Genomic DNA, 26,195 nt, shown 5'->3' on the forward strand with positions numbered 1-26,195 from the left:
CTCAACGGATAAAAGGTACTCCGGGGATAACAGGCTGATACCGCCCAAGAGTTCATATCGACGGCGGTGTTTGGCACCTCGATGTCGGCTCATCACATCCTGGGGCTGAAGTAGGTCCCAAGGGTATGGCTGTTCGCCATTTAAAGTGGTACGCGAGCTGGGTTTAGAACGTCGTGAGACAGTTCGGTCCCTATCTGCCGTGGGCGCTGGAGAACTGAGGGGGGCTGCTCCTAGTACGAGAGGACCGGAGTGGACGCATCACTGGTGTTCGGGTTGTCATGCCAATGGCACTGCCCGGTAGCTAAATGCGGAAGAGATAAGTGCTGAAAGCATCTAAGCACGAAACTTGCCCCGAGATGAGTTCTCCCTGACCCTTTAAGGGTCCTGAAGGAACGTTGAAGACGACGACGTTGATAGGCCGGGTGTGTAAGCGCAGCGATGCGTTGAGCTAACCGGTACTAATGAACCGTGAGGCTTAACCTTACAACGCCGAAGATGTTTTGGCGGATGAGACATCGATAAGTAAGCTTGATAACAGATTAGATTAACCGGCGTAAGCGGGTTAATAAAACAGAATTTGCCTGGCGGCCTTAGCGCGGTGGTCCCACCTGACCCCATGCCGAACTCAGAAGTGAAACGCCGTAGCGCCGATGGTAGTGTGGGGCTTCCCCATGCGAGAGTAGGGAACTGCCAGGCATCAAATAAAACAAAAGGCTCAGTCGGAAGACTGGGCCTTTTGTTTTATCTGTCGTCCGTCCGGAATAGCGTAGGCAGTAAAAACCACCTGATGTGGTTCTGGCTAAGAAATAAAAACCCTATCATTCCCTTGTATACGCCAGATGTTCGCCCATTTCCATACGACAACCTCACCTGAAATCCTTCCTGGTCATCCAGAATAATCATTCCCCTGCTAACTAAATTCGCAGTTATGGTTGCACAAACATCGGTAACAAATGTATAACATTCGTCTTACTAAATAATAAACAACATTGGCCGACAAAAGCATCGGATTATGGCAGGAGAAATATTGGCATGGCAGAAAGCACTGTAACGGCAGACGGCAAACTGACAAGTAGTGATACTCGTCGCCGCATCTGGGCAATAGTAGGGGCCTCTTCAGGTAATCTGGTCGAGTGGTTCGATTTTTATGTCTACTCATTCTGTTCCCTCTACTTCGCCCACATCTTCTTCCCTTCTGGTAACACTACCACTCAGTTACTGCAAACAGCCGGTGTTTTTGCCGCGGGCTTTCTGATGCGTCCAATAGGTGGCTGGCTATTTGGACGCATAGCCGATAAACATGGTCGTAAAAAATCAATGTTGTTATCGGTGTGTATGATGTGTTTCGGATCTCTGGTTATCGCCTGCCTCCCAGGTTATGAAACTATCGGTACCTGGGCTCCGGCATTATTGCTTCTCGCGCGTTTATTCCAGGGATTATCCGTTGGTGGAGAATATGGCACCAGCGCAACCTATATGAGTGAAGTTGCTGTTGAAGGGCGCAAAGGGTTCTATGCTTCGTTCCAATATGTCACGCTAATTGGCGGTCAGTTGCTGGCCTTACTGGTGGTGGTTGTTCTACAACATACTATGGAAGATTCTGCTCTCAGAGAGTGGGGATGGCGCATTCCTTTTGCGTTAGGAGCAGTGTTAGCCGTTGTAGCATTATGGTTACGCCGTCAATTAGATGAAACTTCGCAACAAGAAACGCGCGCTTTAAAAGAAGCGGGCTCAATGAAAGGGTTATGGCGCAATCGCCGTGCATTCATCATGGTTCTCGGCTTCACTGCTGCGGGTTCTCTTTGTTTCTATACCTTTACCACCTATATGCAGAAATATCTGGTGAATACTGCGGGAATGCACGCCAACGTGGCAAGCGGCATTATGACTGCGGCATTGTTTGTATTTATGCTCATTCAACCGTTCATTGGCGCGCTGTCAGATAAGATTGGACGCCGAACCTCAATGTTATGCTTTGGCTCTTTGGCCGCTATTTTTACCGTCCCCATACTATCAGCATTGCAGAACGTCTCCTCTCCTTATGCCGCTTTTGGTCTGGTGATGTGCGCCCTGCTGATAGTGAGTTTTTATACATCAATCAGTGGAATACTGAAGGCTGAGATGTTCCCGGCACAGGTTCGCGCATTAGGTGTTGGTCTGTCATATGCGGTCGCCAATGCTATATTTGGTGGTTCGGCGGAGTACGTAGCGTTGTCGCTGAAATCGATAGGAATGGAAACGGCATTCTTCTGGTATGTGACATTGATGGCCGTGGTAGCGTTTCTGGTTTCTTTGATGCTGCACCGCAAAGGGAAGGGGATGCGTCTTTAGTGATGCGCTATTTGCCAGACGGTATAGCCGGTAGTTGCACCGGCGATATCCCAGGCAAAATCCTTCCAGCTCCAGCCGCTCCCCTCTGGGCGGCTATCCCAAAGCTCTTTTGACGCTCCCAGCCCTACAGAGAACATCAGCCCGAACATCGCGCTGCGGTCGCGACTCATCCCCTGATGTTGCGCGTATTCATTTCCTGCGGCGGAAAGCATCGCCGAGGCGATAAAGTGTTGGGCTTTATCCTGCCCCTGCCAGCTATCGTTAGCCATGTGGCTGCAACCAGAAAGTAACAATAGCAAACAGATAAAAAGAATACGCAACGCGGCCTCCAAAAAACAAACCCCGTACAGGACGGGGTTCAGATTACAGGATACGGCTAATTAATCGGTCGATGCGGATGCGGCGCAAACGGCGGATAAGTTTGCGAACCTTTACCGGATAATCGGCAATACTTTGCAGATCGCGGTAGTGCTTAACAATGGTGGTATGCTCGCGGATCAGCTCCAGTTCTTTCTCTCGCTGTGGAGCAAGCTCCAGTTGTGGATCGTGGATCAAAATGGCGTTTTCCAGATCCAGACGCCAGGCACGTGGATTCAGGTTATTACCGGTTATCAGCATCCACTTATCATCAACCCACATTCCTTTCAGGTGATAAGTATTATCGTCATCTTTCCACAAACGGACCACTAACTGGTCAGTATTGACGTAATACTGCAAACGACTCAGGAAGCGACGCAAATTAATCTCATAAAGATAAGGCAACGCGCCAATTATCTTGAATGGTTCATCTTCCGGAATGTAGAAGTCGTTCGCGGTTTTATCACCAACGATAATTTCGACCTTTTTCCCTTCACGCAGCAACTGGATGATATTGCGCACCAGGATTGCCGGTAGGTTGAAGTATGGCGTACAGATAGTCAGTTTCTGTTCTGCACAGGGCATCAGATGGAAAATGGTCTTGTTCAACAGACTCGATTTCCCCAGACCCACCAACGGCGTAACGGAAAGTTGATCGTTGTCGGCATCTCCCTGGAAATGATAAGCGGCATCACGCAACTCCTGGCGGAACAGGCGAATGTCGTTCTTGATTTCCGGGCTTTTTGGGCGATGTTCATCATCCAGACGGTTAACACCGCGACCATTCATAATATTCTGCGTAACCCATTCAAACATAATGTCTGACATCTTGCGGTTACGAATCAGATGGTAACGGTCGTAACGGTATTTATCGTGCTGATGCAAATAAACATCGTTCAGGCTGGCACCGCTATAAAGTACGCTATCGTCGATGATAAAGCCTTTAAAATGCAGAACGCCCAGGGCTTCACGGGTATTGATGGGTACGCCATAAACCGGAACATCTACGCCCGGATTTTCCTGCGCCATGCGGCAGTACCAGTCAGCATTAGTGTTAGATGCCGCAGCGCCAATGCGTCCACGTTGCGCACGATGCCAGTCGACCAGCACCCGCACATCCAGTTCCGGACGCTGCCGTTTAGCCTCATATAGTGCGCTCAGAATGCCTTTGCCACCATCATCCTGTTCGAGATACAGGGCGACAATGCAAATGCGCTGCTTCGCGCTGGCTATTTTTTCCAGCAGCGTCTCCCGGAAGTCGGCGGGAGCGTAAAAGAAATCGACATCATCAACTGATTGAGAAATCTTGGGTAGTTGGGCAAGGTGTTGTTGATGTTTATTACGCTTAAATTTTGACAACATCACAGTGCATTTCTTCTCTGTTCATTGAAGGGTCCTCTGTGCAATGCAGACGACATAAGCGGGCAATAATAACACCTGTCCCGATTAAGTGGTCAACATTTCCAGTACCTTACTCATGATTCCTCGCGCTGGGCAAGATTTAGCGTAAGCCCAACGATCCCCTCTTCGAGCTGGATATCGACGTTAAACCCGAGCTTGCGGGCCAGCGCCACCATGCCACGATTGTTTGGCATCGTAATACCATTCAGACGTTGCAGTCCGTGATCTCGCGTATAGGTAATCAACTTTTCCATTAAGCGTCGACCTAAGCCTAACCCTTTGAGATCCGAGCGAACCAGTACAGCAAATTCGGCATCGATGTTATCAGGATCGGAAATCGCACGCGTGACGCCGAGGATCTCTTCCGTTTGATCAATACGTCGCACCGCCACAAACGCCATTTCCCGATCGTAGTCGATCTGCGTCATGTTAGCTAAATCTTCATGGGTGAATTCGTTGATCTCGCTAAAGTAGCGATAATAAAGATCTTCTTTAGTGACTCGTGAAATGAATTGCTGAAGCTGTGGCTCATCTTCTGGCAAAATCGGGCGAAACAAGCAGCGTTCGCCGTTTTTCAATTCCACCCACTCTTCCAGCTGATGTGGGTACGGGCGCACTGCCAGCCGACTCTCGCTATCGCCTTCAAACGGCGCGATATCCAGCGTGACATCCAGCGCGGTAAATTCACTGCCAGAAGCCAGCAAAGGATGAATATCCAGACGCTGAATTTCCGGGCAATCGACAATCAAGTTGGAAACCTGCACCAGAAGCTGGCTCAAGCCTGCAACATCCAATGGACGCAGTGCACTGCGCGCACGAATCTTTTTACTTTTTATTCCCTGAATGACCAGATAACGGGCCAGGTTCATGTTCAGCGGCGGTAATGCGACGACGGCTTGATCTTCTGGACGCCACTCCACACCGCCTTCACCCAGCATGATCAACGGTCCGAAAACGGGATCCTGCTCGACCACTACCCGCAACTCCTGGGCGCCAGCACGGTTAGCCATACTTTGCACCAGCAGACCGTGGATCCGCGCCTGCGGCCAGGCCATTTTTACGCGATCGAAAATAGCGTTCGCGGCTTGCTGGACTTCATTGGCTGTACGCAGGTAGAGCATGACGCCCTGAACTTCCGATTTATGTGGAATATCCGGCGAGCGTAATTTTAGCGCCACCGGATAACCAATCTGTTCAGCAATATGCACCGCTTCGGTACTATCGCTGGCAATCCAGGTGGGAAGCGTGTTCATGCCATACGCTTGCAGGATTGGCTGTACTTCATGGGTATCGAGTGACGTTGCCCCTTCGGCAATCGCCTGTTGCAACAGAAGATGCGCTTCTGCGGTATTAGAGGTCAGATTGCTGGGCAGTGCCGGCGTTTCGCGTAGTTGCTTCTGGTTACGTCGGTACTCCACCATATGCATAAAAGCGGTGATGGTTCCTTCCGGAGTGCGGTAGGTCGGCAGCCCGGCTTCGCTGAATAAACGTCGCGCCTCTTGCGAGGAGTGTTCGCCGCACCAGTTCGTCAGCAGAGAGACATACTTGCTGCGAGGGTGATGCTTTACCGCTTCAATTAATGCCAGTGCGCTTTCTGTGGCGGGAGCAGCAGCACTGGGCGAATGAATAACCATCAGCGCATCAAAATCCTGGCTGTGGAACAGAATATCCAGCGTTTTAATATAGTGCTCACTGCTGGCGTCATCGCGCAGATCGAGCGGGTTAGAGATTACTACATGTTCTGGCAGCGCATCGCGTAGTTTCTGGCAGGTTTCTTCGCTTAGCGTTGCCAGCTTTCCATTGCGCGACCATAAGGCATCCAGCGCCAGCGCAGCTGGCGCTGCACCGTTGCTGATAATCATCAGTCGGTCGCCACGCAATGGGCGCATATGGCTAAGGGTTTCCACTGCCGAAAACAGTTCGTGAGTGTCCTGCACTCGTAATAAACCGGCACGCTGAATAGCTGCATCCCATGCCGGGTCCATTCCTGCCGTCGTGTTGAGCAGTCGCTGTGCTGCCGGGCTACGTCCGCTTTTAATTACCAGAATCGGTTTATTACGCGAGGCACTACGGGCCGCCGAAACAAAGCGTCGCGCGTCGCTTAACTGTTCGAGATAGAGCAGGATGGCGCTGGTTTTACTGTCGCGCGCCAGATAGTCGAGCAATTCATCAACGTCGATATCCAGGCTGTCGCCGAGCGCAATAAAGTAGGAAAACCCCATCTCACGCTGTTGCGCCCAGTCGAGGATGGTGTTGGAGACGGCAGCCGATTGCGAAATAAACGCCAGCTTGCCGCGCTTAATTGGTACGGGCGAAAAGCTGGCATTCAGACCTTGCCACGGCGCCAGTAATCCCAGACTGTTTGGTCCAAGCAGGCGCATGTTATGACGCTGGGCGCAGGCTCGGAGATCTTCGTGTTGCGATGCCGGGGCAGAAAGAATAATGCAGGTTTTACAGCCTTTTTCGCCGAGTTCTTCCAGAAGCGCCAGATTGCGGCTGGCATTGGTACACAGCACAGCAAGGTCGGGCGTAAAGGGCAGACTGGCGATATCCGGCCAGGCCAGTACGCCTTGTACCGCTTTCCAGGCCGGCGTCACCGGTAACACCGGTCCGTTAAATCCTCCCGCCAGCAGGTTACGCATCATCAGGTAACCTGCGCGATTGGGTTTCATCGATGCGCCAATTACCGCAATCGATTTTGGTCGCAGTAGTGCTTCCAGTCCTCGCTGACTCATACCGGTCTCCCGCAGAAGTGACCGAATGATTTTAAACGCTTTCTAACTGTTCTGCTGTGATGCTACCCAGATGTTGCGTTTTTCCTGCCAGATAGCGTGTTTTAAAGCGAGTGAAATGCTCGCCTAAGCTGGCCGCAGCCCCGGTATCGCCCGCCATATCTAAAAGTGCGATAGCCACTTCAGCGGTACAATATTGGCCTTCAGCCTGGGCTTCACGCAGGCGATAGGCAGAAAGCCGGGAAAGATCGACGGAAATGACAGGGAGATTATCCAGATACGGACTTTTACGAAACATCTTGCGCGCTTCCGGCCAGGTACCATCGAGCATGATAAACAGCGGTGGCTTACCGGAAGGCGGGGTGAAGATCACTTCCCGTTGCTCATCAGCATATGAGGCGGGAAAGACCACCATTGGCTGATAGTTCGGGTTTTGTACCAGATCCAGCAAATCTTGCGAGGGTTCGGTACGCGACCATTGAAACGCAACGGTATCAGGCAAAATATCAGCAATCAGACGCCCGGTGTTACTTGGCTTCATTGGCTCGGTGTCGAACATCAGCAAACAGAAGCGACTTTTTGCTTCCGCTGGCGTGATTGTCGAACAGAGACATAATTTCTCTGGCAAAAGACAGCGTTGGCAGCGACGAACGCGATTACCGCGGGCAAGAAAAGGACGTGTTGCGCGCGCAATACGTTCGGCGCGTAACTGGAGAACAGCGTTTTCGGTCATAAGAGAGCGTCGAAAAAACGCCATTGTCGCAGAGGAGAAAACGGGGCACAAGATGCGCCCCGGTAAGATTAAAGAGATTCGTTCAACCAGCTATCGAACGGCGCTTTCGGCACTGCGCCATTAAGCATGTCGACGACCTGACCGTTTTTGAAAATCATGATCGTCGGAATACTGCGAATACCAAAGCGGCTGCTTAATTCACGTTCAGCTTCGGTATTCACTTTCACAAAGCGCACTTTACCGCTACGCTCTTGCGCAACATCTTCAAAAATTGGCGCGAAGTTACGGCAGGGGCCGCACCACGGCGCCCAGAAGTCGATCACCACAGGTAGATCATCTTTCAGCAATTTGTCGAGCGTTTCACCGGTCGCATTAATCACCTCTCCGTCAAACAAGTCGTGACCGCAGCGTCCGCATTTTGCCGCATCTTCGATCCGATCGTCGGGAATGCGATTGATGGCCTGACAATGGGTACAAACGGTATTCATAACTAACCTCGGGATGAGTAAGGAGACTTATCGGCAACGACGCCGGTATGTTTCTAATATGTTACATATTATCGGGGACATTGTTCCAGACAACAATCTGTTTTATTCAATGGGTATGATAGACGCAGGCTTTGGAACGAAATCATGGCGAACCGCGCGCACTTCGGGTAATCTGCGCGCTTCGCGCAGCGCTGGTGGAGAAAAGCATGAACGATGAAATGAAAGGTAAAAGCGGCAAGGTCAAAGTGATGTATGTCCGCAGTGATGATGATTCTGATAAACGTACCCATAACCCGCGTACCGGGAAAGGGGGCGGGCGTCCAGGAAAATCTCGTGCCGACGGTGGCCGTCGCCCCGCCCGCGATGACAAACAGAGTCAGCCCCGTGACCGCAAGTGGGAAGAGTCGCCGTGGCGCACAGTTTCCCGCGCGCCTGGTGATGATGCGCCGGAAAAGGCCGATCACGGTGGCATCAGTGGTAAAAGTTTTATTGATCCGGAAGTGTTGCGTCGTCAGCGTGCGGAAGAAACCCGCGTCTACGGCGAAAACGCATGTCAGGCACTGTTCCAGAGCCGTCCGGAAGCAATTGTTCGCGCCTGGTTTATCCAGAGCGTAACGCCACGTTTTAAAGAAGCATTGCGCTGGATGGCGGCAAACCGCAAAGCGTACCATGTGGTGGATGAAGCGGAACTGACAAAAGCGTCAGGCACGGAACATCACGGCGGCGTGTGCTTCCTGATCAAAAAGCGTAACGGTACAACCGTGCAGCAGTGGGTAAGCCAGGCAGGCGCGCAGGATTGTGTACTGGCGCTGGAAAACGAATCTAACCCGCATAACCTGGGTGGCATGATGCGTAGCTGCGCGCACTTCGGCGTGAAAGGCGTTGTGGTGCAGGATGCGGCACTGCTGGAGTCTGGTGCGGCTATCCGTACCGCAGAAGGCGGCGCAGAGCACGTTCAGCCGATTACTGGCGACAACATTGTTGACGTGTTGGATGATTTCCGTCAGGCGGGCTACACCGTGGTGACCACTTCCAGCGAGCAAGGTAAACCGCTGTTCAAAACCAGTCTGCCAGAAAAAATGGTGCTGGTGCTGGGGCAGGAATATGAAGGGTTACCGGATGCCGCACGCGATCCGAACGATTTGCGCGTGAAGATTGACGGTACTGGCAACGTTGCTGGACTGAATATTTCTGTCGCAACTGGCGTTCTGCTTGGCGAATGGTGGCGTCAGAATAAAGCCTGATAAATCAGCCGGGTGGCAACTCTGCCATCCGGCATTTTCCCGCTAATTTACTCACTCTCTGCCGGTAATACTGGCATCCAGTCAATCGGCGTCTCGCCACGTTGTTCCAGCCACTGATTTGCCAGCACAAAATGGTTACAGCCAAAGAATCCACGATGCGCAGAAAGCGGTGACGGATGCGGTGCTTTCAGTACGTGATGGCGTTGCTTATCTATAATCGCCCCTTTCTTTTGCGCATGAGATCCCCACAACAAAAACACCACGCCTTCGCGATGCTGATTTATGAGGCTGATGACTTTATCAGTAAATGTCTCCCAACCGAGGCTGGCGTGGGAATGCGCCTGACCTGCGCGTACCGTCAATACGGTATTGAGCAGCAGAACACCCTGACGCGCCCAGCTTTCGAGATAGCCATGCGCCGGGCGGGTAAAGCCTGGAACGGTGTTTTCCAGCTCTTTATACATATTCAGTAATGATGGCGGAGTGGGGATACCGGGGCGAACAGAAAACGCCAGGCCGTGAGCCTGTCCGGGGCCGTGATAAGGATCCTGGCCGAGAATCACAACTTTGACATCGCCTAACTCGGTAAAACGAAAGGCGTTAAAGACATCTTTTTGTGGCGGATAGATAGTGATGCCGGATTGCCGCTCGCTGGCGACGGTCTGAAGGGTATTAAGAAAATAGGGTTGTTGCTTCTCTTCAGCCAGCACGTCATGCCAGGTTAATTCGTTAGCCATCTCGCTCTCCTGCGAATCTTCAATCCGCCTAGCTTAACTGCTTCTTTCTACAGAACAAAATCAAGCTCATTTTATAGACATAATCGACTGTAAAAAAATGTAAATTGGTAAAATTTCACACCCGCATAAGTTGATGTAAAACAATAAAATCCACTTGTCGCTACATTTGATGTGTGTTTTTTATTGATTTAAATCAAAGAATCAGGGGTATTTGAGGAGTATATATACACTCAAGCAACAATGGTTTTACCAATTGGCCGCGACAGGCTGAACAAATCAAATAATTTTGCCGGGGAGGCATCACATGATTACAGGTATCCAGATTACTAAAGCCGCTAACGACGATCTGCTGAACTCTTTCTGGCTGCTGGACAGCGAAAAAGGCGAAGCACGTTGCATCGTTGCGAAAGCAGGTTTTGCAGAAGACGAAGTGGTTGCAGTAAGCAAACTGGGTGACATTGAGTACCGTGAAGTTCCAGTAGAAGTTAAACCAGAAGTTCGCGTAGAAGGTGGTCAGCACCTGAACGTAAACGTTCTGCGTCGTGAAACTCTGGAAGATGCAGTTAAGCATCCGGAAAAATATCCGCAGCTGACCATCCGTGTATCCGGATATGCAGTTCGCTTTAACTCTCTGACTCCGGAACAGCAGCGCGACGTTATTGCTCGTACCTTTACTGAAAGCCTGTAAGGCTTAAGTAGCAAGTTACTAAGCGGAAGAGGGCGACTTCTTCCGCTTTTTTTCGTTAATAGAAAATGCGTACCGCGCAATAGACCAGCAACAGTGCAAGCACGATATTCAACTGGCGACCATACTGGCGAAACAATCGCTGAAACAGATGCCCCGCCAGCGCCCAGCACACATTGCCAAACGTCCCAATCATTGCCAGCAAAACGCTGACGCCAACCACCCAACTTAACGCCTGCGTTTGTGGCAGGACAAACGTCGATAGTGCTGTAATGCCGTACAAAATGATTTTGACGTTCACAAACTGTAGCGCAAAGCTTGCCCAAAAGCTGATCGGTTTTGCCTGAAGCCCGTCTTCCTTTGTTGGGCTGGTAGCGATTTTCCACGCCAGCCAGACAATATATGCCGCCCCCGCCCAACTCAACAGATGCACTGCTGCCGGGTCAATAACAGTCAGTGAAAACGAAACTCCCGCGCACAGTAGCATGACGATTAAAAATCCCAGACTCATCCCCGCCAGTACGCGGGTACTCTGACGAAACCCATGCGACGTGGCAGAACTAAGGGCGAGAATATTGTTTGGTCCTGGCGTGAGGGCAGTAATCAGGGTGTAGGTCCAAAAAGCACTTAAAAGGGTCGGTGTCACTTGTTATCTCCTCTGTTTTGGTAGACAGTACCCGACACAAAACATTTAAAAAAATGAATGTTTTCACATTCTAAGTTCGATATTTTCGATAGGTTTGGGATTATGGATCTGCGCCGTTTTATTACCCTAAAAACCGTGGTGGAAGAGGGTTCTTTTTTGCGAGCTTCGCAAAAATTGTGCTGCACACAGTCGACGGTGACTTTTCATATTCAGCAGCTTGAACAGGAGTTCTCGGTCCAGTTGTTTGAGAAAATTGGTCGACGGATGTGCCTCACTCGCGAAGGCAAAAAGCTGCTTCCGCACATCTATGAACTCACCAGAGTGATGGATACACTTCGTGAAGCTGCCAAAAAAGAGTCGGATCCGGACGGAGAACTACGCGTTGTTTCGGGCGAAACGTTGCTCTCTTACCGAATGCCGCAGGTGTTGCAGCGTTTTCGGCAACGCGCACCAAAAGTGCGTTTATCATTGCAGTCACTGAACTGTTACGTTATTCGTGATGCACTACTGAATGATGAGGCAGACGTCGGCATCTCTTATCGCGTAGGGAATGATGATGCCCTGAACCGACGTGAGTTGGGTGAACAATCGCTGGTGCTGGTGGCTTCACCGCAAATTGCAGATGTCGATTTTACTGAGTCGGGAAGACATAACGCCTGTAGCTTTATTATCAACGAACCGCAATGTGTCTTCCGGCAGATATTTGAGAGCACGCTGCGCCAGCGGCGGATCACGGTGGAAAACACCATTGAACTTATAAGTATCGAAAGCATCAAGCGTTGTGTCGCGGCCAATATCGGAGTCAGCTACCTGCCGCGTTTTGCGGTGGCAAAAGAACTTGCGAGCGGTGAATTAATTGAATTGCCCTTTGGCGAGCAGTCGCAGACCATTACAGCAATGTGCGCACACCATGCCGGAAAAGCGGTTAGCCCGGCGATGCACGCTTTTATTCAGTGTGTTGAAGAGTGTTTTGTGGCTGGATAAAAACAATGCCGGGCTTAAACCCGGCATTATGATTACTCTTCTGTTGTTTGCGATGGCACGCCCGTTCCGCTTGGTTTACGGCGCTTACCAATATTTTTGGTATCGCGATGGCGTTTTTTCACCCGCGGCTTCTCTTTCTCTTTAGCCTTTTTCTTCTCGGCGCGTTTTGCCAGTACTTTCTTAGATGGCTTGCCAGTCTGTTTCTCGCTTGGTGCACGCGTTTTCGGGCGTAACTCATCAATTACGCGAGCTTTAATCGGCTCTTCAATGTAACGGCCAACTTTGCCCAGCAGCAGATGGTCATGAGCTTCCACCAGCGAAATTGCGGTGCCTTTACGACCGGCGCGCGCGGTACGCCCGATACGGTGCAAATAAGTATCGCCACTGCGCGGCATATCGAAGTTAAAGACGTGGCTGACATCAGGAATGTCAATACCTCGTGCGGCAACGTCGGTTGCAACCAGCACGTTAACGCGACCTTCGGTCAGGCGTTTAATCGCTTCATTACGCTTGCCTTGTACCATCTCACCTTCGAGATAGCAGTTGTTGATGCCCGCTTCACGCAGCCAGTTTGCCAGCTCATGCACACGCTCACGCTTACGCACAAATACGATTGAGCGAGTCGCTTCAGGCTGTTTTAACAGATGCACCAGCAATGCGGTTTTATGCTCAAGATCATCGGCGCGGTAATACCACTGATGAATTTTTTTGCGCTCACGGGTAGACGGATTCGCAGAAACTTCCACCGGTTCTTCCAGCAGACGCTCGGCAAAATCCTGAATCGCATCGCCTTCCAGCGTTGCGGAAAAGAGCAGGGTCTGTTTACGCCAGCGCGTTTCGCCAGCAATATGCTCGATATCCTGAGCGAAGCCCATATCCAGCATACGGTCAGCTTCGTCGAGGATCAGCGTTTCAACTGCGCGGCAATCGAAGTTCTCTTCTTTTATGTATTGCAGCAGACGTCCGGTCGTGGCGACCACGATGTCCTGGTTTTCGCTGAAAACTTCTGCGTGGTTCATATAGGCCACGCCGCCGGTGATAGTGGCGATATCCAGATGCGTATGTTTCGCCAGTTCGCGGGCATGATCGGCCACCTGCATCGCCAGTTCGCGAGTTGGGGTGAGGATCAAAATACGCGGCGGACCGGATTTCTTACGTGGGAAATCGAGCAGGTGCTGCAACGCTGGCAGCAGATACGCCGCCGTTTTACCGGTGCCTGTCGGCGCAGAACCGAGTACATCACGGCCATCGAGCGCAGGCGGAATGGCGGCAGCCTGAATGGCGGTCGGGCGAGTGAAACCTTTATCCTGGAGGGCTTCCAGCAGGCTTTCGTCGAGTTCAAGTTCGGAAAAAGTCGTTACAGTCATGTTCTACCTCTGTGTGGGGCGCTGATTATAGACGTTACGGCTGCAATCTTCATCTGTTTGTATGGATATCGCTTCTCAGGTATTGTTCTTACCCGGTGCTATCGCCGTTTTTTCAGCAAGGTTTTATTTACATGTCACAGTCTACATCCGTGCTTCGTCGTAATGGATTTACTTTTAAACAGTTTTTTGTCGGCCACGAACGATGTGCGATGAAAGTGGGAACGGATGGAATTTTGCTTGGCGCATGGGCTCCGGTGGCAGGGGTAAAACGCTGCCTTGATATCGGCACTGGTAGCGGGTTGTTGGCACTGATGCTGGCGCAGCGAACCGATGACAGCGTGATGATTGATGCAGTTGAACTGGAAAGTGAAGCTGCAGCTCAGGCGCAGGAGAATATTAACCAGTCTCCGTGGGCAGAGCGGATTAATGTCCATACGGCAGATATTCAGCAGTGGATCACACAGCAGACAGCACGCTTCGATTTAATCATCAGCAACCCGCCGTATTATCAGCAGGGAGTGGAGTGTGCGACACCGCAGCGGGAACAGGCGCGCTATACCACCACGCTGGATCATCAATCCTTGCTGACTTGCGCGGCAGAGTGCATTACCGAAGAGGGATTTTTCTGCGTGGTGTTGCCAGAGCAAATCGGTAATAGTTTTACGGAGCTGGCATTAAGCATGGGGTGGCATTTACGTTTGCGAACGGATGTGGCAGAAAACGAAGCGCGATTGCCGCATCGGGTGCTGCTGGCATTCTCCCCACTGGCGGGGGAGTGCTTTTGCGATCGCTTAGTCATTCGTGGGCCAGACCAGAACTATTCCGAAGCGTATACGGCGCTGACCCAGGCTTTTTATCTATTTATGTAATGATTGACGGGGGAAAGGATCGATGGACCGGAATGCGTGAGCAGTTCCGGATAATCCAGCGTGAAATGCAACCCCCGACTTTCCTTACGCATCATTGCACAGCGAACAATCAACTCGGCAACCTGCACCAGATTACGCAGTTCCAGCAAATTATTTGATACGCGGAAGTGTGCGTAATATTCGTCTATTTCCTGTTGCAACATATTGATACGCCGCAGAGCGCGCTCAAGACGTTTTGTTGTGCGCACAATGCCGACGTAATCCCACATAAACAGGCGTAACTCGTGCCAGTTATGTTGAATCACCACCAGTTCGTCAGGATTCTCAACACGGCTTTCATCCCACGGCGGTAACGTACTGACGCCACGCGCATAAGGCATACGTTTTGTAATATCTTCCGCTGCCGACCAGCCATAGACCAGACACTCCAGCAAGGAGTTAGAGGCCATGCGGTTAGCACCATGTAAGCCCGTATAACTCACTTCGCCAATGGCATACAGGCCATCAACGTCCGTACGTCCATGATCGTCAACCATTACGCCGCCGCAGGTATAGTGCGCAGCAGGCACAATCGGCACCGGTTCTTTCGTGAGGTCAATACCCAACCCGAGCAACTTTTCATAGATCATCGGGAAATGCTGGCGAATAAATTCGGCGGGCTTATGGCTGATATCAAGGAACATACAATCCGCGCCGTGGCGTTTCATCTCATGGTCAATGGCGCGGGCGACAATATCGCGTGGGGCCAGTTCGCCGCGATCATCAAAATCAGGCATAAAACGTGTGCCGTCCGGGCGTTTCAAATAAGCGCCTTCGCCGCGTAAGGCTTCCGTTAACAGGAAATTCCGTGCCTGTGGATGGTACAGCGCGGTAGGGTGAAACTGATTAAATTCGAGATTGGCAACCCGGCAGCCTGCGCGCCACGCCATAGCAATGCCATCGCCAGAAGAAATATCCGGATTGGTGGTGTACTGATAAACCTTCGACGCACCGCCAGTTGCCAGCACCACCGCTTTAGCATGGTAAGTTTCCACGGTTTCTTTATTACGGTTCCACACCCACGCGCCGACAACCCGTCGCGTTCCAGGCAGACCAATCTTGTCAGAAACGATCAGATCAACCGCATTGCTGCGTTCCAGCACTCGAATATTCGGATGGTTCTGCGCCTTGCTCACCAGCGTGGTTTCTACTTCTCTACCGGTGGCATCGGCAGCATGAAGAATGCGACGGTGACTATGCCCACCTTCACGGGTCAGATGATAGCTTTCTTCGCCATTCGGCTGAACGTGGGTATCAAACAACACTCCCTGATCGATTAGCCATTGCACGCAGGAACGCGCGTTGCTGGCGACAAATTCAACCGCATGGCGATCGCAAATGCCAGCACCAGCAATTAATGTGTCTTCCACGTGCGAGTCTATGCTGTCAGTTTCATCAAACACGGCGGCGATTCCGCCCTGGGCATAAAATGTTGAGCCTTCCGTTACCGGGCCTTTGCTAAGAACGATGACCTGATGCTGGTCAGCCAGACGTAGTGCCAGTGAAAGCCCGGCTGCGCCGCTACCGATAATCAGCACATCACAAGAATGTTCAGGAAGAGTATTCATTTTGTTTGTTTAATTTACTAAACACGGTTTGGTCAGCATAGCATCACGTTGTGTAATTAAACACCTGCTATTTTAATATTTGTTACAATGGCTAAACAGGGAGATCCTGGACGGTGGAAAAAAGAGAAGTTGCTTGCTGGCGGAGGATTAGGTGGTGAAATAAAAAGGCCGTTGGGGTACTCTTCAGGCAGTTAAATGGGCATTTCTACACAGATAATGCGATGTTCAGATTCTGTAGACTTATAATGATAGATAATGATCCGTCTACAGCATGACAAACAAAAACAGATGCGTTACGGAACTTTACAAAAACGAGACACTCTAACGTTTTGCTTGCTCAAATTGCAGCTAATGGAGTGGCGTTTCGATAGCGCGTGGAAATTTGGTTTGGGGAGACTTTACCTCGGATGAGCGAGCAGTTAACGGACCAGGTCCTGGTTGAACGGGTCCAGAAGGGAGATCAGAAAGCCTTTAACTTACTGGTAGTGCGCTATCAGCATAAAGTGGCGAGTCTGGTTTCCCGCTATGTGCCGTCGGGTGATGTTCCCGATGTGGTACAAGAAGCTTTTATTAAAGCCTATCGTGCGCTGGATTCGTTCCGGGGAGATAGCGCTTTTTATACATGGCTGTATCGGATTGCTGTAAATACAGCGAAAAATTACCTGGTTGCTCAGGGGCGTCGTCCACCTTCCAGTGATGTGGATGCCATTGAAGCAGAAAACTTCGAAAGTGGCGGCGCGTTGAAAGAAATTTCGAACCCTGAGAACTTAATGTTGTCAGAAGAACTGAGACAGATAGTTTTCCGAACTATTGAGTCCCTCCCGGAAGATTTACGCATGGCAATAACCTTGCGGGAGCTGGATGGCCTGAGCTATGAAGAGATAGCCGCTATCATGGATTGTCCGGTAGGTACGGTGCGTTCACGTATCTTCCGAGCGAGGGAAGCTATTGATAACAAAGTTCAACCGCTTATCAGGCGTTGACGATAGCGGGATACTGGATAAGGGTATTAGGCATGCAGAAAGAACAACTTTCCGCTTTAATGGATGGCGAAACGCTGGATAGTGAGCTGCTTAACGAACTGGCTCACAACCCGGAAATGCAGAAAACCTGGGAAAGCTATCACTTAATCCGTGACTCTATGCGGGGTGATACTCCTGAGTTGCTTCATTTCGATATTTCATCACGCGTGATGGCCGCCATTGAAGAAGAGCCCGTTCGTCAACCGACGACATTGATCCCAGAGGCCCAGCCTGCGCCGCATCAATGGCAGAAAATGCCATTCTGGCAGAAAGTACGTCCATGGGCGGCACAGCTTACCCAAATGGGCGTAGCGGCATGTGTATCGCTTGCAGTTATCGTTGGCGTCCAGCACTATAATGGACAATCTGAAACGTCCCAGCAGCCCGAAACACCGGTATTTAATACTCTGCCGATGATGGGGAAAGCCAGTCCGGTAAGTCTGGGAGTACCTTCTGAAGCGACCGCAAACAATGGTCAGCAGCAGCAGGTACAGGAGCAGCGTCGTCGCATTAATGCCATGTTGCAGGATTACGAACTGCAACGTCGACTCCACTCTGAACAGCTTCAGTTTGAGCAGGCACAAACACAGCAAGCCGCTGTACAGGTGCCAGGAATTCAAACTTTAGGAACGCAATCGCAGTAATGAAGCAACTTTGGTTTGCCATGTCATTAGTGACAGGTAGCCTGTTATTCTCTGCTAACGCCTCGGCCACTCCCGCGTCCGGGGCGTTATTACAGCAGATGAACCTGGCCAGTCAGTCACTGAATTACGAGCTGTCATTCATCAGCATCAATAAACAGGGTGTTGAGTCTCTGCGTTATCGACATGCACGCCTCGATAACCGTCCGCTTGCACAGCTGTTGCAAATGGATGGCCCGCGCCGGGAAGTGGTACAGCGCGGCAATGAAATCAGCTATTTTGAACCGGGACTTGAACCGTTCACGCTTAATGGCGATTACATTGTTGATTCTCTGCCATCGCTCATCTATACCGATTTCAAACGCCTTTCTCCTTACTACGACTTTATCTCCGTCGGGCGCACGCGTATTGCTGATCGTCTTTGCGAAGTCATTCGCGTGGTTGCCCGAGATGGTACACGCTACAGCTACATCGTGTGGATGGACACTGAATCGAAATTACCGATGAGGGTTGATCTCCTTGATCGCGATGGTGAAACGCTGGAACAATTTCGCGTGATTGCTTTTAACGTCAATCAGGATATCAGCAGCAGTATGCAGACACTGGCGAAGGCGAACTTGCCGCCACTGCTTTCTGTTCCTGTAGGTGAAAAAGCCAAATTCAACTGGACTCCAACCTGGTTGCCGCAGGGGTTTAGCGAAGTCTCCAGTAGCCGACGCCCGTTGCCCACGATGGACAATATGCCCATCGAATCACGTCTCTATTCAGACGGCTTGTTCAGCTTCTCGGTAAACGTTAACCGCGCGACGCCATCGAGCACCGATCAGATGTTGCGTACCGGACGCCGGACAGTCAGCACCAGCATACGTGACAACGCGGAAATCACTATTGTTGGTGAACTACCGCCGCAAACGGCGAAACGCATTGCCGAGAACATTAAGTTCGGGGCCGCACAATGATCAAAGAGTGGGCTACCGTCGTCTCCTGGCAAAACGGGCAGGCGCTGGTCAGTTGTGATGTCAAAGCCTCGTGCAGCAGCTGCGCTTCCCGCGCTGGCTGCGGCAGTCGCGTGTTGAATAAACTTGGTCCGCAAACCACACATACCATCGTCGTACCCTGTGATGAGCCGTTAGTGCCGGGGCAAAAAGTGGAATTAGGAATCGCTGAAGGTAGCCTGCTTAGTTCCGCATTACTGGTTTATATGTCGCCACTGTTGGGATTATTCCTTGTTGCTTCGTTATTTCAGCTACTCTTTGCTTCAGACATCGCGGCGTTATGCGGCGCAATTCTTGGTGGCGTTGGTGGATTCCTGATTGCGCGCGGCTTCTCGCGAAAGTTTGCTGCCCGGGCTGAATGGCAACCGATCATCTTAAGCGTGGCATTGCCGCCAGGCCTTGTGCGGTTTGAAACATCTTCGGAAGACGCGAGCCAGTGATTTCACTGGCTTTGTTGCATTTTGCATAACAAATGCGAGGACGTTTCCAGATACCACAATCCATACGGTATGAACATTTCCTCGCCTCAATGTTGTAGTGTAGAATGCGGCCTTTCTATTAATACAGACGTTAAGCTCAGAACAGCGACTTCTAAAAGCCTGGTTAACCGGGCGTTAAGGCACAATAATCATACTTTATGAAGAATATACGTAACTTTTCGATCATAGCTCACATTGACCACGGTAAATCGACGCTGTCTGACCGTATTATCCAGATCTGCGGTGGCCTGTCTGACCGTGAAATGGAGGCGCAGGTTCTCGATTCCATGGATCTTGAGCGTGAGCGTGGCATTACCATCAAAGCGCAAAGCGTGACGCTGGACTACAAAGCGTCTGACGGTGAAACCTATCAGCTTAACTTTATCGACACCCCGGGCCACGTAGACTTCTCCTATGAAGTTTCCCGTTCGCTGGCTGCCTGTGAAGGTGCATTGCTGGTGGTCGACGCCGGGCAGGGCGTAGAAGCGCAAACTCTGGCGAACTGCTACACCGCGATGGAGATGGATCTCGAAGTGGTGCCGGTACTGAACAAGATTGACCTGCCGGCAGCCGATCCTGAACGCGTGGCGGAAGAAATTGAAGATATTGTTGGCATCGATGCCACCGACGCGGTGCGCTGTTCAGCGAAAACCGGCGTTGGCGTGCAGGATGTTCTCGAACGTCTGGTGCGTGACATTCCGCCGCCGGAAGGCGATCCAGAAGGTCCGTTACAGGCGCTGATTATCGACTCCTGGTTCGATAACTACCTGGGCGTGGTTTCACTTATCCGTATTAAAAACGGCACCCTGCGTAAGGGCGACAAAGTGAAAGTTATGAGCACCGGGCAGACCTATAACGCCGACCGCCTGGGGATCTTCACGCCGAAACAGGTTGATCGTACTGAACTGAAATGCGGCGAAGTAGGCTGGCTGGTGTGTGCGATCAAAGACATCCACGGCGCACCGGTAGGCGATACCTTAACGCTGGCGCGTAATCCGGCAGAAAAAGCGTTGCCTGGGTTTAAGAAAGTTAAACCGCAGGTATATGCCGGTCTGTTCCCGGTAAGTTCCGACGACTATGAAGCCTTCCGTGACGCGTTGGGCAAACTCAGCCTGAACGACGCTTCACTGTTCTATGAGCCAGAAAGCTCAACGGCGCTGGGCTTTGGTTTCCGCTGCGGCTTCCTCGGCCTGTTGCACATGGAGATCATTCAGGAACGTCTGGAACGTGAATACGATCTTGACCTGATTACCACAGCACCGACAGTAGTGTATGAAGTTGAAACTACGGCAAAAGAAGTTATCTACGTCGACAGCCCATCCAAGCTGCCAGCGGTAAATAACATCTACGAACTGCGCGAGCCGATTGCAGAGTGTCACATGCTGCTGCCGCAAGCGTATCTCGGTAACGTCATTACCCTGTGCGTGGAAAAACGCGGTGTACAGACCAACATGGTCTATCACGGAAACCAGGTAGCGCTGACCTACGAGATCCCGATGGCGGAAGTGGTGCTTGATTTCTTCGACCGACTGAAATCTACCTCGCGTGGTTATGCGTCTTTGGATTACAACTTCAAACGCTTCCAGGCTTCTGACATGGTGCGTGTTGACGTCTTAATCAACGGTGAACGTGTTGATGCGCTGGCATTGATCACCCACCGTGATAATTCGCAAAACCGTGGTCGCGAGCTGGTGGAGAAGATGAAAGATCTGATCCCACGCCAGCAGTTTGATATCGCTATTCAGGCAGCGATTGGAACGCACATCATTGCGCGTTCTACCGTGAAGCAGCTGCGTAAAAACGTACTGGCTAAATGCTATGGTGGTGATATCAGCCGTAAGAAAAAGCTGCTGCAGAAACAGAAAGAAGGTAAGAAACGTATGAAGCAGATCGGTAACGTTGAGCTGCCGCAGGAAGCGTTCCTTGCCATTCTGCACGTCGGCAAAGACAACAAATAACCCTTAGGAGTTGGCATGGCGAATATGTTTGCCCTGATTCTGGTGATTGCCACACTGGTGACGGGCATTTTATGGTGCGTGGATAAATTCTTTTTCGCACCTAAACGACGGGAACGTCAGGCAGCGGCGCAAGCGGCTGCCGGGGATTCACTGGATAAAGCAACACTGAAAAAGGTTGCGCCGAAGCCAGGCTGGCTGGAAACCGGGGCTTCTGTATTTCCGGTGCTGGCTATCGTATTGATTGTGCGTTCATTTATTTATGAACCGTTCCAGATCCCGTCAGGTTCGATGATGCCGACTCTGTTAATCGGTGACTTCATTCTGGTAGAGAAATTTGCTTACGGCATTAAAGATCCTATTTACCAGAAAACATTGATCGAAACCGGTCATCCGAAACGTGGCGATATCGTGGTCTTCAAATACCCGGAAGATCCGAAGCTTGATTACATCAAGCGAGCGGTAGGTTTACCGGGCGATAAAGTCACTTATGATCCGGTCGCGAAAGAAGTGACCATTCAACCTGGATGCAGTTCTGGTCAGGCGTGTGAAAACGCGCTGCCGGTAACTTATTCCAACGTTGAACCGAGCGATTTTGTACAGACCTTCTCGCGTCGTAACGGCGGGGAAGCGACCAGTGGCTTCTTTGAAGTGCCGAAAAACGAAACCAAAGAAAATGGTATTCGTCTTTCCGAACGTAAAGAGACGCTGGGCGATGTAACGCATCGTATCCTGACAGTGCCAATCGCCCAGGATCAGGTAGGGATGTATTACCAGCAACCAGGACAACAACTGGCAACCTGGATTGTCCCGCCGGGTCAATACTTCATGATGGGTGACAACCGCGATAACAGCGCGGACAGCCGTTACTGGGGCTTTGTGCCGGAAGCGAATCTGGTAGGTCGGGCAACGGCTATCTGGATGAGTTTCGATAAGCAAGAAGGTGAATGGCCGACAGGTGTGCGCTTAAGTCGCATTGGTGGCATCCATTAATTGCTGCTTCTCGTTCACGTTGTCGTCATTCTGGCGGCAACGTGAATTATTTATGAGATAAATCTCCCCAGGCTAACGACATCCCTTATCGTTGTGTATAGAATATTCCCCCGAAGTTTAAGGTTGGCGCCTTCTGGTTGCCACGGCACACGAAACAGCGTTGGTTTCCATATATGGCGTAATGAATCCGCGACAAAGCGGTTAACAGAGCCTATGTGTATCAGGTCTGTTTCGTGTGCTGAATTGTTGACGCATTTATTTATTGGTATCGCATGAACCCCATCGTAATTAATCGGCTTCAACGGAAGCTGGGCTACACTTTTAATCATCAGGAACTGCTGCAGCAGGCATTAACTCACCGCAGCGCCAGCAGCAAACATAACGAGCGTTTAGAATTTTTAGGCGACTCAATCTTGAGCTACGTTATCGCCAATGCGCTGTATCACCGTTTCCCGCGTGTGGATGAAGGCGATATGAGCCGCATGCGTGCTACGTTGGTCCGTGGCAATACGCTGGCAGAACTGGCACGCGAATTTGAGTTAGGCGAGTGCTTGCGTTTAGGGCCGGGTGAACTTAAAAGCGGTGGATTTCGTCGCGAGTCAATTCTCGCCGACACCGTCGAAGCATTAATTGGCGGCGTATTCCTCGACAGTGATATTCAAACTGTCGAGAAGTTAATCCTTAACTGGTATCAAACCCGTCTGGACGAAATTAGCCCAGGCGATAAACAAAAAGATCCGAAAACACGTCTGCAGGAATATTTGCAGGGTCGCCATCTGCCGCTGCCGACTTATCTGGTAGTTCAGGTCCGTGGCGAAGCGCACGATCAAGAATTTACAATCCACTGCCAGGTCAGCGGCCTGAGTGAACCGGTGGTTGGCACAGGTTCAAGCCGTCGTAAGGCTGAGCAGGCTGCCGCCGAACAGGCGTTGAAAAAACTGGAGCTGGAATGAGCATCGATAAAAGTTATTGCGGATTTATTGCCATCGTCGGACGCCCGAACGTTGGCAAATCCACGCTGCTGAACAAACTGTTGGGGCAGAAAATCTCCATCACTTCCCGCAAAGCGCAGACAACTCGTCACCGCATTGTGGGTATCCATACTGAAGGCGCGTATCAGGCGATCTACGTCGACACCCCGGGCCTGCATATGGAAGAGAAGCGTGCTATTAACCGCCTGATGAACAAAGCGGCGAGCAGCTCCATTGGCGACGTTGAGCTGGTGATTTTTGTCGTTGAAGGCACCCGTTGGACACCGGACGATGAAATGGTGCTCAACAAGCTGCGTGATGGCAAAGCGCCGGTGATCCTCGCGGTGAACAAAGTGGACAACGTGCAGGAGAAAGCCGATCTGCTGCCGCATCTGCAGTTCCTGGCAAGCCAGATGAACTTCCTCGATATTGTGCCGATCTCTGCCGAAACCGGGCTGAATGTCGACACTATTGCGGCAATCGTGCGTAAGCATCTGCCTGAAGCGACCCATCACTTCCCGGAAGATTACATCACCGATCGCTCGCAGCGTTTTATGGCGTCTGAAATCATCCGTGAAAAACTGATGCGTTTTCTCGGCGCAGAACTGCCGTACTCCGTGACCGTGGAGATCGAACGTTTTGTCACCAATGAACGTGGTGGTTATGACATCAACGGTTTGATTCTCGTTGAGCGCGAAGGGCAGAAGAAGATGGTCATTGGCAACAAAGGGGCCAAGATCAAAACCATCGGTATTGAAGCGCGTAAAGACATGCAGGAAATGTTCGAAGCGCCTGTCCACCTTGAGCTGTGGGTGAAAGTGAAATCCGGCTGGGCTGATGACGAACGCGCACTGCGTAGTCTCGGTTACGTTGACGATCTTTAATTAGCATACTCTATGACTTTCGAGGTGCAGGAAGGCGGCAAGACCGTGAATCCCTGGGAGCTTACTAAAGTAAGTGACCAGGGGGAACGGGTGCAGCCAAGGCACCTGCAACTTGAAAGGCGACGAGTATGATGGAAGGCTGGCAGCGCGCATTTGTCCTGCATAGTCGCCCGTGGAGCGAAACCAGCCTGATGCTGGATGTCTTCACGGAGGAGTCGGGTCGCGTGCGTCTGGTTGCCAAAGGCGCACGCTCTAAACGCTCTACCCTGAAAGGTGCATTACAGCCTTTCACGCCTCTCTTGCTTCGCTTCGGTGGGCGCGGTGAAGTCAAAACACTGCGCAGTGCTGAAGCTGTCTCATTGGCGCTGCCATTAAGCGGTATCACGCTTTACAGCGGTCTGTACATCAACGAACTTCTCTCCCGCGTGCTGGAATACGAGACGCGCTTCTCGGAACTCTTTTTCGATTACTTGCACTGCATCCAGTCTCTGGCTGGAGCCACAGGCACACCGGAACCCGCGTTGCGCCGCTTCGAACTGGCATTGCTCGGGCATCTGGGTTATGGCGTCAATTTTACCCATTGTGCAGGTAGCGGCGAACCGGTGGATGACACCATGACGTATCGTTATCGCGAAGAAAAAGGGTTTATCGCAAGCGTCGTTATCGACAATAAAACCTTCACCGGGAGGCAGTTGAAAGCGTTACACTCGCGGGAATTTCCTGACGCAGACACATTGCGTGCCGCGAAACGCTTTACCCGCATGGCGCTTAAGCCGTATCTTGGCGGTAAACCTTTAAAGAGCAGGGAACTGTTCCGGCAGTTTATACCTAAGCGAACAGTGCAAACACATAATGACTGATGAGGATTGTCATGGCTGAATTACTGTTGGGCGTCAACATTGACCATATCGCAACGCTGCGTAATGCACGTGGTACTGCTTACCCCGACCCGGTGCAGGCCGCGTTTATTGCCGAGCAGGCTGGCGCGGATGGCATTACCGTGCATTTGCGTGAAGATCGTCGCCACATTACTGACCGCGACGTGCGCATCCTGCGTCAGACGCTGGATACCCGCATGAATCTGGAAATGGCGGTGACCGAAGAGATGCTGGCGATTGCCATTGAGACGAAGCCTCATTTTTGCTGCCTGGTACCGGAAAAGCGCCAGGAAGTGACAACCGAAGGTGGCCTGGACGTCGCAGGTCAGCGTGACAAAATGCGCGATGCCTGTAAACGTCTGGCGGATGCCGGGATTCAGGTTTCTCTGTTTATCGACGCAGATGAAGAGCAGATCAAAGCTGCAGCAGAGGTAGGCGCCCCGTTTATCGAGATCCACACCGGTTGTTATGCCGATGCAAAAACTGAAGCTGAACAGGCGCAAGAGTTGACGCGCATCGCCAAAGCCGCGACCTTTGCCGCAAGTCTCGGTCTGAAAGTTAACGCCGGACACGGTCTGACCTATCACAACGTGAAAGCCATTGCCGCCATCCCTGAGATGCACGAACTGAATATCGGTCATGCCATTATTGGTCGTGCTGTGATGACCGGACTGAAAGATGCGGTGGCAGAAATGAAGCGTCTGATGCTGGAAGCGCGTGGCTAATGGCAATATTAGGTTTAGGCACGGATATCGTGGAGATCGCTCGCATTGAAGCGGTGATCGCCCGATCCGGTGAGCGCCTGGCTCGCCGCGTATTAAGCGATAACGAATGGGAAATCTGGAAAACGCACCAACAGCCAGTGCGTTTTCTGGCGAAGCGTTTTGCTGTGAAAGAAGCAGCGGCAAAAGCGTTTGGAACCGGGATCCGCAATGGTCTGGCGTTTAATCAGTTTGAAGTGTTCAACGATGAGCTTGGTAAGCCACGGTTGCGACTGTGGGGCGAGGCATTAAAACTCGCGGAAAAGCTGGGCGTCGCACATATGCATGTGACGCTGGCAGATGAACGTCATTATGCTTGCGCCACGGTAATTATTGAAAGTTAAAATAATACCGTTCTCTTTATAAAGTAAAACCCCCGAACTGGTAAGGAACGGGGGTTTTACTTCATAACTTTAATTTTGTGCAGCATGCACC

General features: G+C 51.3%; 26 protein-coding genes and 2 rRNA genes. 19 read left to right on the forward strand and 9 right to left on the reverse strand.

Annotation, left to right across the window (positions count from 1 at the left end; genetic code table 11):
• The 3 genes from AACU94_RS03215 to kgtP form a co-directional block, all read left to right on the forward strand.
• Positions 1-483: ribosomal RNA gene (locus AACU94_RS03215) — 23S ribosomal RNA — on the forward strand; the annotation flags it as partial.
• A 97-nt stretch (positions 484-580) separates the two neighbouring features.
• Positions 581-696 (forward strand): 5S ribosomal RNA (gene rrf / locus AACU94_RS03220).
• 336 nt (positions 697-1,032) lie between these two features.
• Positions 1,033-2,331, forward strand: a complete 1,299-nt coding sequence (gene kgtP / locus AACU94_RS03225; RefSeq protein WP_130222062.1) for an alpha-ketoglutarate permease — start codon at positions 1,033-1,035, stop codon at positions 2,329-2,331.
• Here kgtP and AACU94_RS03230 read toward each other — a convergent pair.
• The 5 genes from AACU94_RS03230 to trxC form a co-directional block, all read right to left on the reverse strand.
• Entirely contained in the window at positions 2,328-2,651 is a 324-nt protein-coding gene (locus AACU94_RS03230; protein ID WP_130214696.1) for a YfiM family lipoprotein, read from the reverse strand. The genes kgtP and AACU94_RS03230 overlap by 4 nt on opposite strands.
• A gap of 43 nt (positions 2,652-2,694) precedes the next feature.
• Positions 2,695-4,050, reverse strand: coding sequence for a CDP-diacylglycerol--serine O-phosphatidyltransferase (pssA, locus tag AACU94_RS03235; RefSeq protein ID WP_130214694.1), 1,356 nt, complete (start codon positions 4,048-4,050; stop codon positions 2,695-2,697).
• A gap of 113 nt (positions 4,051-4,163) precedes the next feature.
• Positions 4,164-6,824, reverse strand: a complete 2,661-nt coding sequence (patZ, locus tag AACU94_RS03245) for a peptidyl-lysine N-acetyltransferase PatZ (RefSeq protein ID WP_135488929.1) — start codon at positions 6,822-6,824, stop codon at positions 4,164-4,166.
• Positions 6,825-6,855: 31 nt separating this feature from the next.
• Positions 6,856-7,554 carry a tRNA-uridine aminocarboxypropyltransferase gene (gene tapT / locus AACU94_RS03250; RefSeq protein ID WP_130214690.1) on the reverse strand — a complete coding sequence of 233 codons (699 nt, stop codon included), beginning with the start codon at positions 7,552-7,554 and terminating at the stop codon, positions 6,856-6,858.
• 68 nt (positions 7,555-7,622) lie between these two features.
• A complete protein-coding gene (trxC, locus tag AACU94_RS03255) occupies positions 7,623-8,042 on the reverse strand; it encodes a thioredoxin TrxC (protein ID WP_001098726.1) in 420 nt (139 codons plus the stop codon).
• A gap of 206 nt (positions 8,043-8,248) precedes the next feature.
• Here trxC and AACU94_RS03260 point away from each other — a divergent pair, with 206 nt between their 5' ends.
• Positions 8,249-9,286: a tRNA/rRNA methyltransferase gene (locus tag AACU94_RS03260; RefSeq protein WP_130222059.1), complete on the forward strand. Its 1,038-nt coding sequence runs from the start codon at positions 8,249-8,251 to the stop codon at positions 9,284-9,286.
• 47 nt (positions 9,287-9,333) lie between these two features.
• On the opposite strand, the gene ung is transcribed toward AACU94_RS03260, so the two are convergent.
• On the reverse strand, positions 9,334-10,023 hold the full coding sequence (ung, locus tag AACU94_RS03265) for a uracil-DNA glycosylase (protein ID WP_130214686.1): 690 nt from the start codon (positions 10,021-10,023) through the stop codon (positions 9,334-9,336).
• Positions 10,024-10,327: 304 nt separating this feature from the next.
• Between ung and grcA the strand changes: the two genes are divergently transcribed.
• Positions 10,328-10,711, forward strand: coding sequence for an autonomous glycyl radical cofactor GrcA (gene grcA / locus AACU94_RS03270; RefSeq protein ID WP_000627804.1), 384 nt, complete (start codon positions 10,328-10,330; stop codon positions 10,709-10,711).
• Between the two features lie 55 nt (positions 10,712-10,766).
• On the opposite strand, the gene eamB is transcribed toward grcA, so the two are convergent.
• A complete protein-coding gene (gene eamB, locus AACU94_RS03275; protein ID WP_130222058.1) occupies positions 10,767-11,354 on the reverse strand; it encodes a cysteine/O-acetylserine transporter in 588 nt (195 codons plus the stop codon).
• 102 nt (positions 11,355-11,456) lie between these two features.
• Here eamB and AACU94_RS03280 point away from each other — a divergent pair, with 102 nt between their 5' ends.
• Positions 11,457-12,338, forward strand: a complete 882-nt coding sequence (locus tag AACU94_RS03280; RefSeq protein ID WP_135488930.1) for a LysR family transcriptional regulator — start codon at positions 11,457-11,459, stop codon at positions 12,336-12,338.
• 32 nt (positions 12,339-12,370) lie between these two features.
• On the opposite strand, the gene srmB is transcribed toward AACU94_RS03280, so the two are convergent.
• Positions 12,371-13,705 (reverse strand): ATP-dependent RNA helicase SrmB, encoded by a 1,335-nt coding sequence (srmB, locus tag AACU94_RS03285; RefSeq protein WP_135488931.1) that lies wholly within the window; start codon positions 13,703-13,705, stop codon positions 12,371-12,373.
• 131 nt (positions 13,706-13,836) lie between these two features.
• Here srmB and trmN point away from each other — a divergent pair, with 131 nt between their 5' ends.
• Complete coding sequence (gene trmN, locus AACU94_RS03290; protein ID WP_130214677.1) at positions 13,837-14,574, forward strand: tRNA(1)(Val) (adenine(37)-N(6))-methyltransferase TrmN; 738 nt, start codon at positions 13,837-13,839, stop codon at positions 14,572-14,574.
• On the opposite strand, the gene nadB is transcribed toward trmN, so the two are convergent.
• The gene (gene nadB / locus AACU94_RS03295; RefSeq protein WP_130214675.1) at positions 14,559-16,181 is read right to left on the reverse strand and encodes an L-aspartate oxidase; all 1,623 of its coding nucleotides are present in this window, start codon (positions 16,179-16,181) and stop codon (positions 14,559-14,561) included. The two genes, trmN and nadB, sit on opposite strands and share 16 nt — an antisense overlap.
• Before the next feature lie 255 nt (positions 16,182-16,436).
• Here nadB and rseD point away from each other — a divergent pair, with 255 nt between their 5' ends.
• The 12 genes from rseD to acpS all read left to right on the forward strand — a co-directional run bounded on the left by rseD (position 16,437) and on the right by acpS (position 26,104).
• Positions 16,437-16,592, forward strand: a complete 156-nt coding sequence (gene rseD / locus AACU94_RS03300) for a rpoE leader peptide RseD (protein ID WP_064526141.1) — start codon at positions 16,437-16,439, stop codon at positions 16,590-16,592.
• On the forward strand, positions 16,589-17,164 hold the full coding sequence (rpoE, locus tag AACU94_RS03305; protein ID WP_001295364.1) for an RNA polymerase sigma factor RpoE: 576 nt from the start codon (positions 16,589-16,591) through the stop codon (positions 17,162-17,164). Before rseD ends, rpoE begins: the two co-directional genes overlap by 4 nt.
• Before the next feature lie 32 nt (positions 17,165-17,196).
• Entirely contained in the window at positions 17,197-17,847 is a 651-nt protein-coding gene (gene rseA / locus AACU94_RS03310; RefSeq protein WP_130214673.1) for an anti-sigma-E factor RseA, read from the forward strand.
• The gene (gene rseB / locus AACU94_RS03315; RefSeq protein ID WP_064526144.1) at positions 17,847-18,803 is read left to right on the forward strand and encodes a sigma-E factor regulatory protein RseB; all 957 of its coding nucleotides are present in this window, start codon (positions 17,847-17,849) and stop codon (positions 18,801-18,803) included. Before rseA ends, rseB begins: the two co-directional genes overlap by 1 nt.
• Positions 18,800-19,279: a SoxR-reducing system protein RseC gene (gene rseC, locus AACU94_RS03320; protein ID WP_131162553.1), complete on the forward strand. Its 480-nt coding sequence runs from the start codon at positions 18,800-18,802 to the stop codon at positions 19,277-19,279. The genes rseB and rseC overlap by 4 nt, the downstream gene beginning before the upstream one ends.
• A 197-nt stretch (positions 19,280-19,476) precedes the next feature.
• Positions 19,477-21,276 carry a translation elongation factor 4 gene (gene lepA / locus AACU94_RS03325; protein ID WP_000790173.1) on the forward strand — a complete coding sequence of 600 codons (1,800 nt, stop codon included), beginning with the start codon at positions 19,477-19,479 and terminating at the stop codon, positions 21,274-21,276.
• A gap of 15 nt (positions 21,277-21,291) precedes the next feature.
• Positions 21,292-22,266 (forward strand): signal peptidase I, encoded by a 975-nt coding sequence (gene lepB / locus AACU94_RS03330; protein ID WP_000002532.1) that lies wholly within the window; start codon positions 21,292-21,294, stop codon positions 22,264-22,266.
• Positions 22,267-22,538: 272 nt separating this feature from the next.
• The gene (gene rnc, locus AACU94_RS03335; protein WP_001068343.1) at positions 22,539-23,219 is read left to right on the forward strand and encodes a ribonuclease III; all 681 of its coding nucleotides are present in this window, start codon (positions 22,539-22,541) and stop codon (positions 23,217-23,219) included.
• Positions 23,216-24,121 (forward strand): GTPase Era, encoded by a 906-nt coding sequence (gene era / locus AACU94_RS03340; protein WP_000020738.1) that lies wholly within the window; start codon positions 23,216-23,218, stop codon positions 24,119-24,121. The genes rnc and era overlap by 4 nt, the downstream gene beginning before the upstream one ends.
• Positions 24,122-24,252: 131 nt before the next feature.
• The gene (gene recO / locus AACU94_RS03345; RefSeq protein WP_130258880.1) at positions 24,253-24,981 is read left to right on the forward strand and encodes a DNA repair protein RecO; all 729 of its coding nucleotides are present in this window, start codon (positions 24,253-24,255) and stop codon (positions 24,979-24,981) included.
• Positions 24,982-24,992: 11 nt separating this feature from the next.
• Positions 24,993-25,724 (forward strand): pyridoxine 5'-phosphate synthase, encoded by a 732-nt coding sequence (gene pdxJ / locus AACU94_RS03350; protein ID WP_130222055.1) that lies wholly within the window; start codon positions 24,993-24,995, stop codon positions 25,722-25,724.
• Positions 25,724-26,104, forward strand: coding sequence for a holo-ACP synthase (gene acpS / locus AACU94_RS03355; protein ID WP_064526159.1), 381 nt, complete (start codon positions 25,724-25,726; stop codon positions 26,102-26,104). The genes pdxJ and acpS overlap by 1 nt, the downstream gene beginning before the upstream one ends.
• Positions 26,105-26,195: the final 91 nt, after the last annotated feature.

The sequence above is a fragment of the Escherichia sp. E4702 genome (genome assembly GCF_963883545.1).
Classification (GTDB): Bacteria; Pseudomonadota; Gammaproteobacteria; order Enterobacterales; family Enterobacteriaceae; genus Escherichia.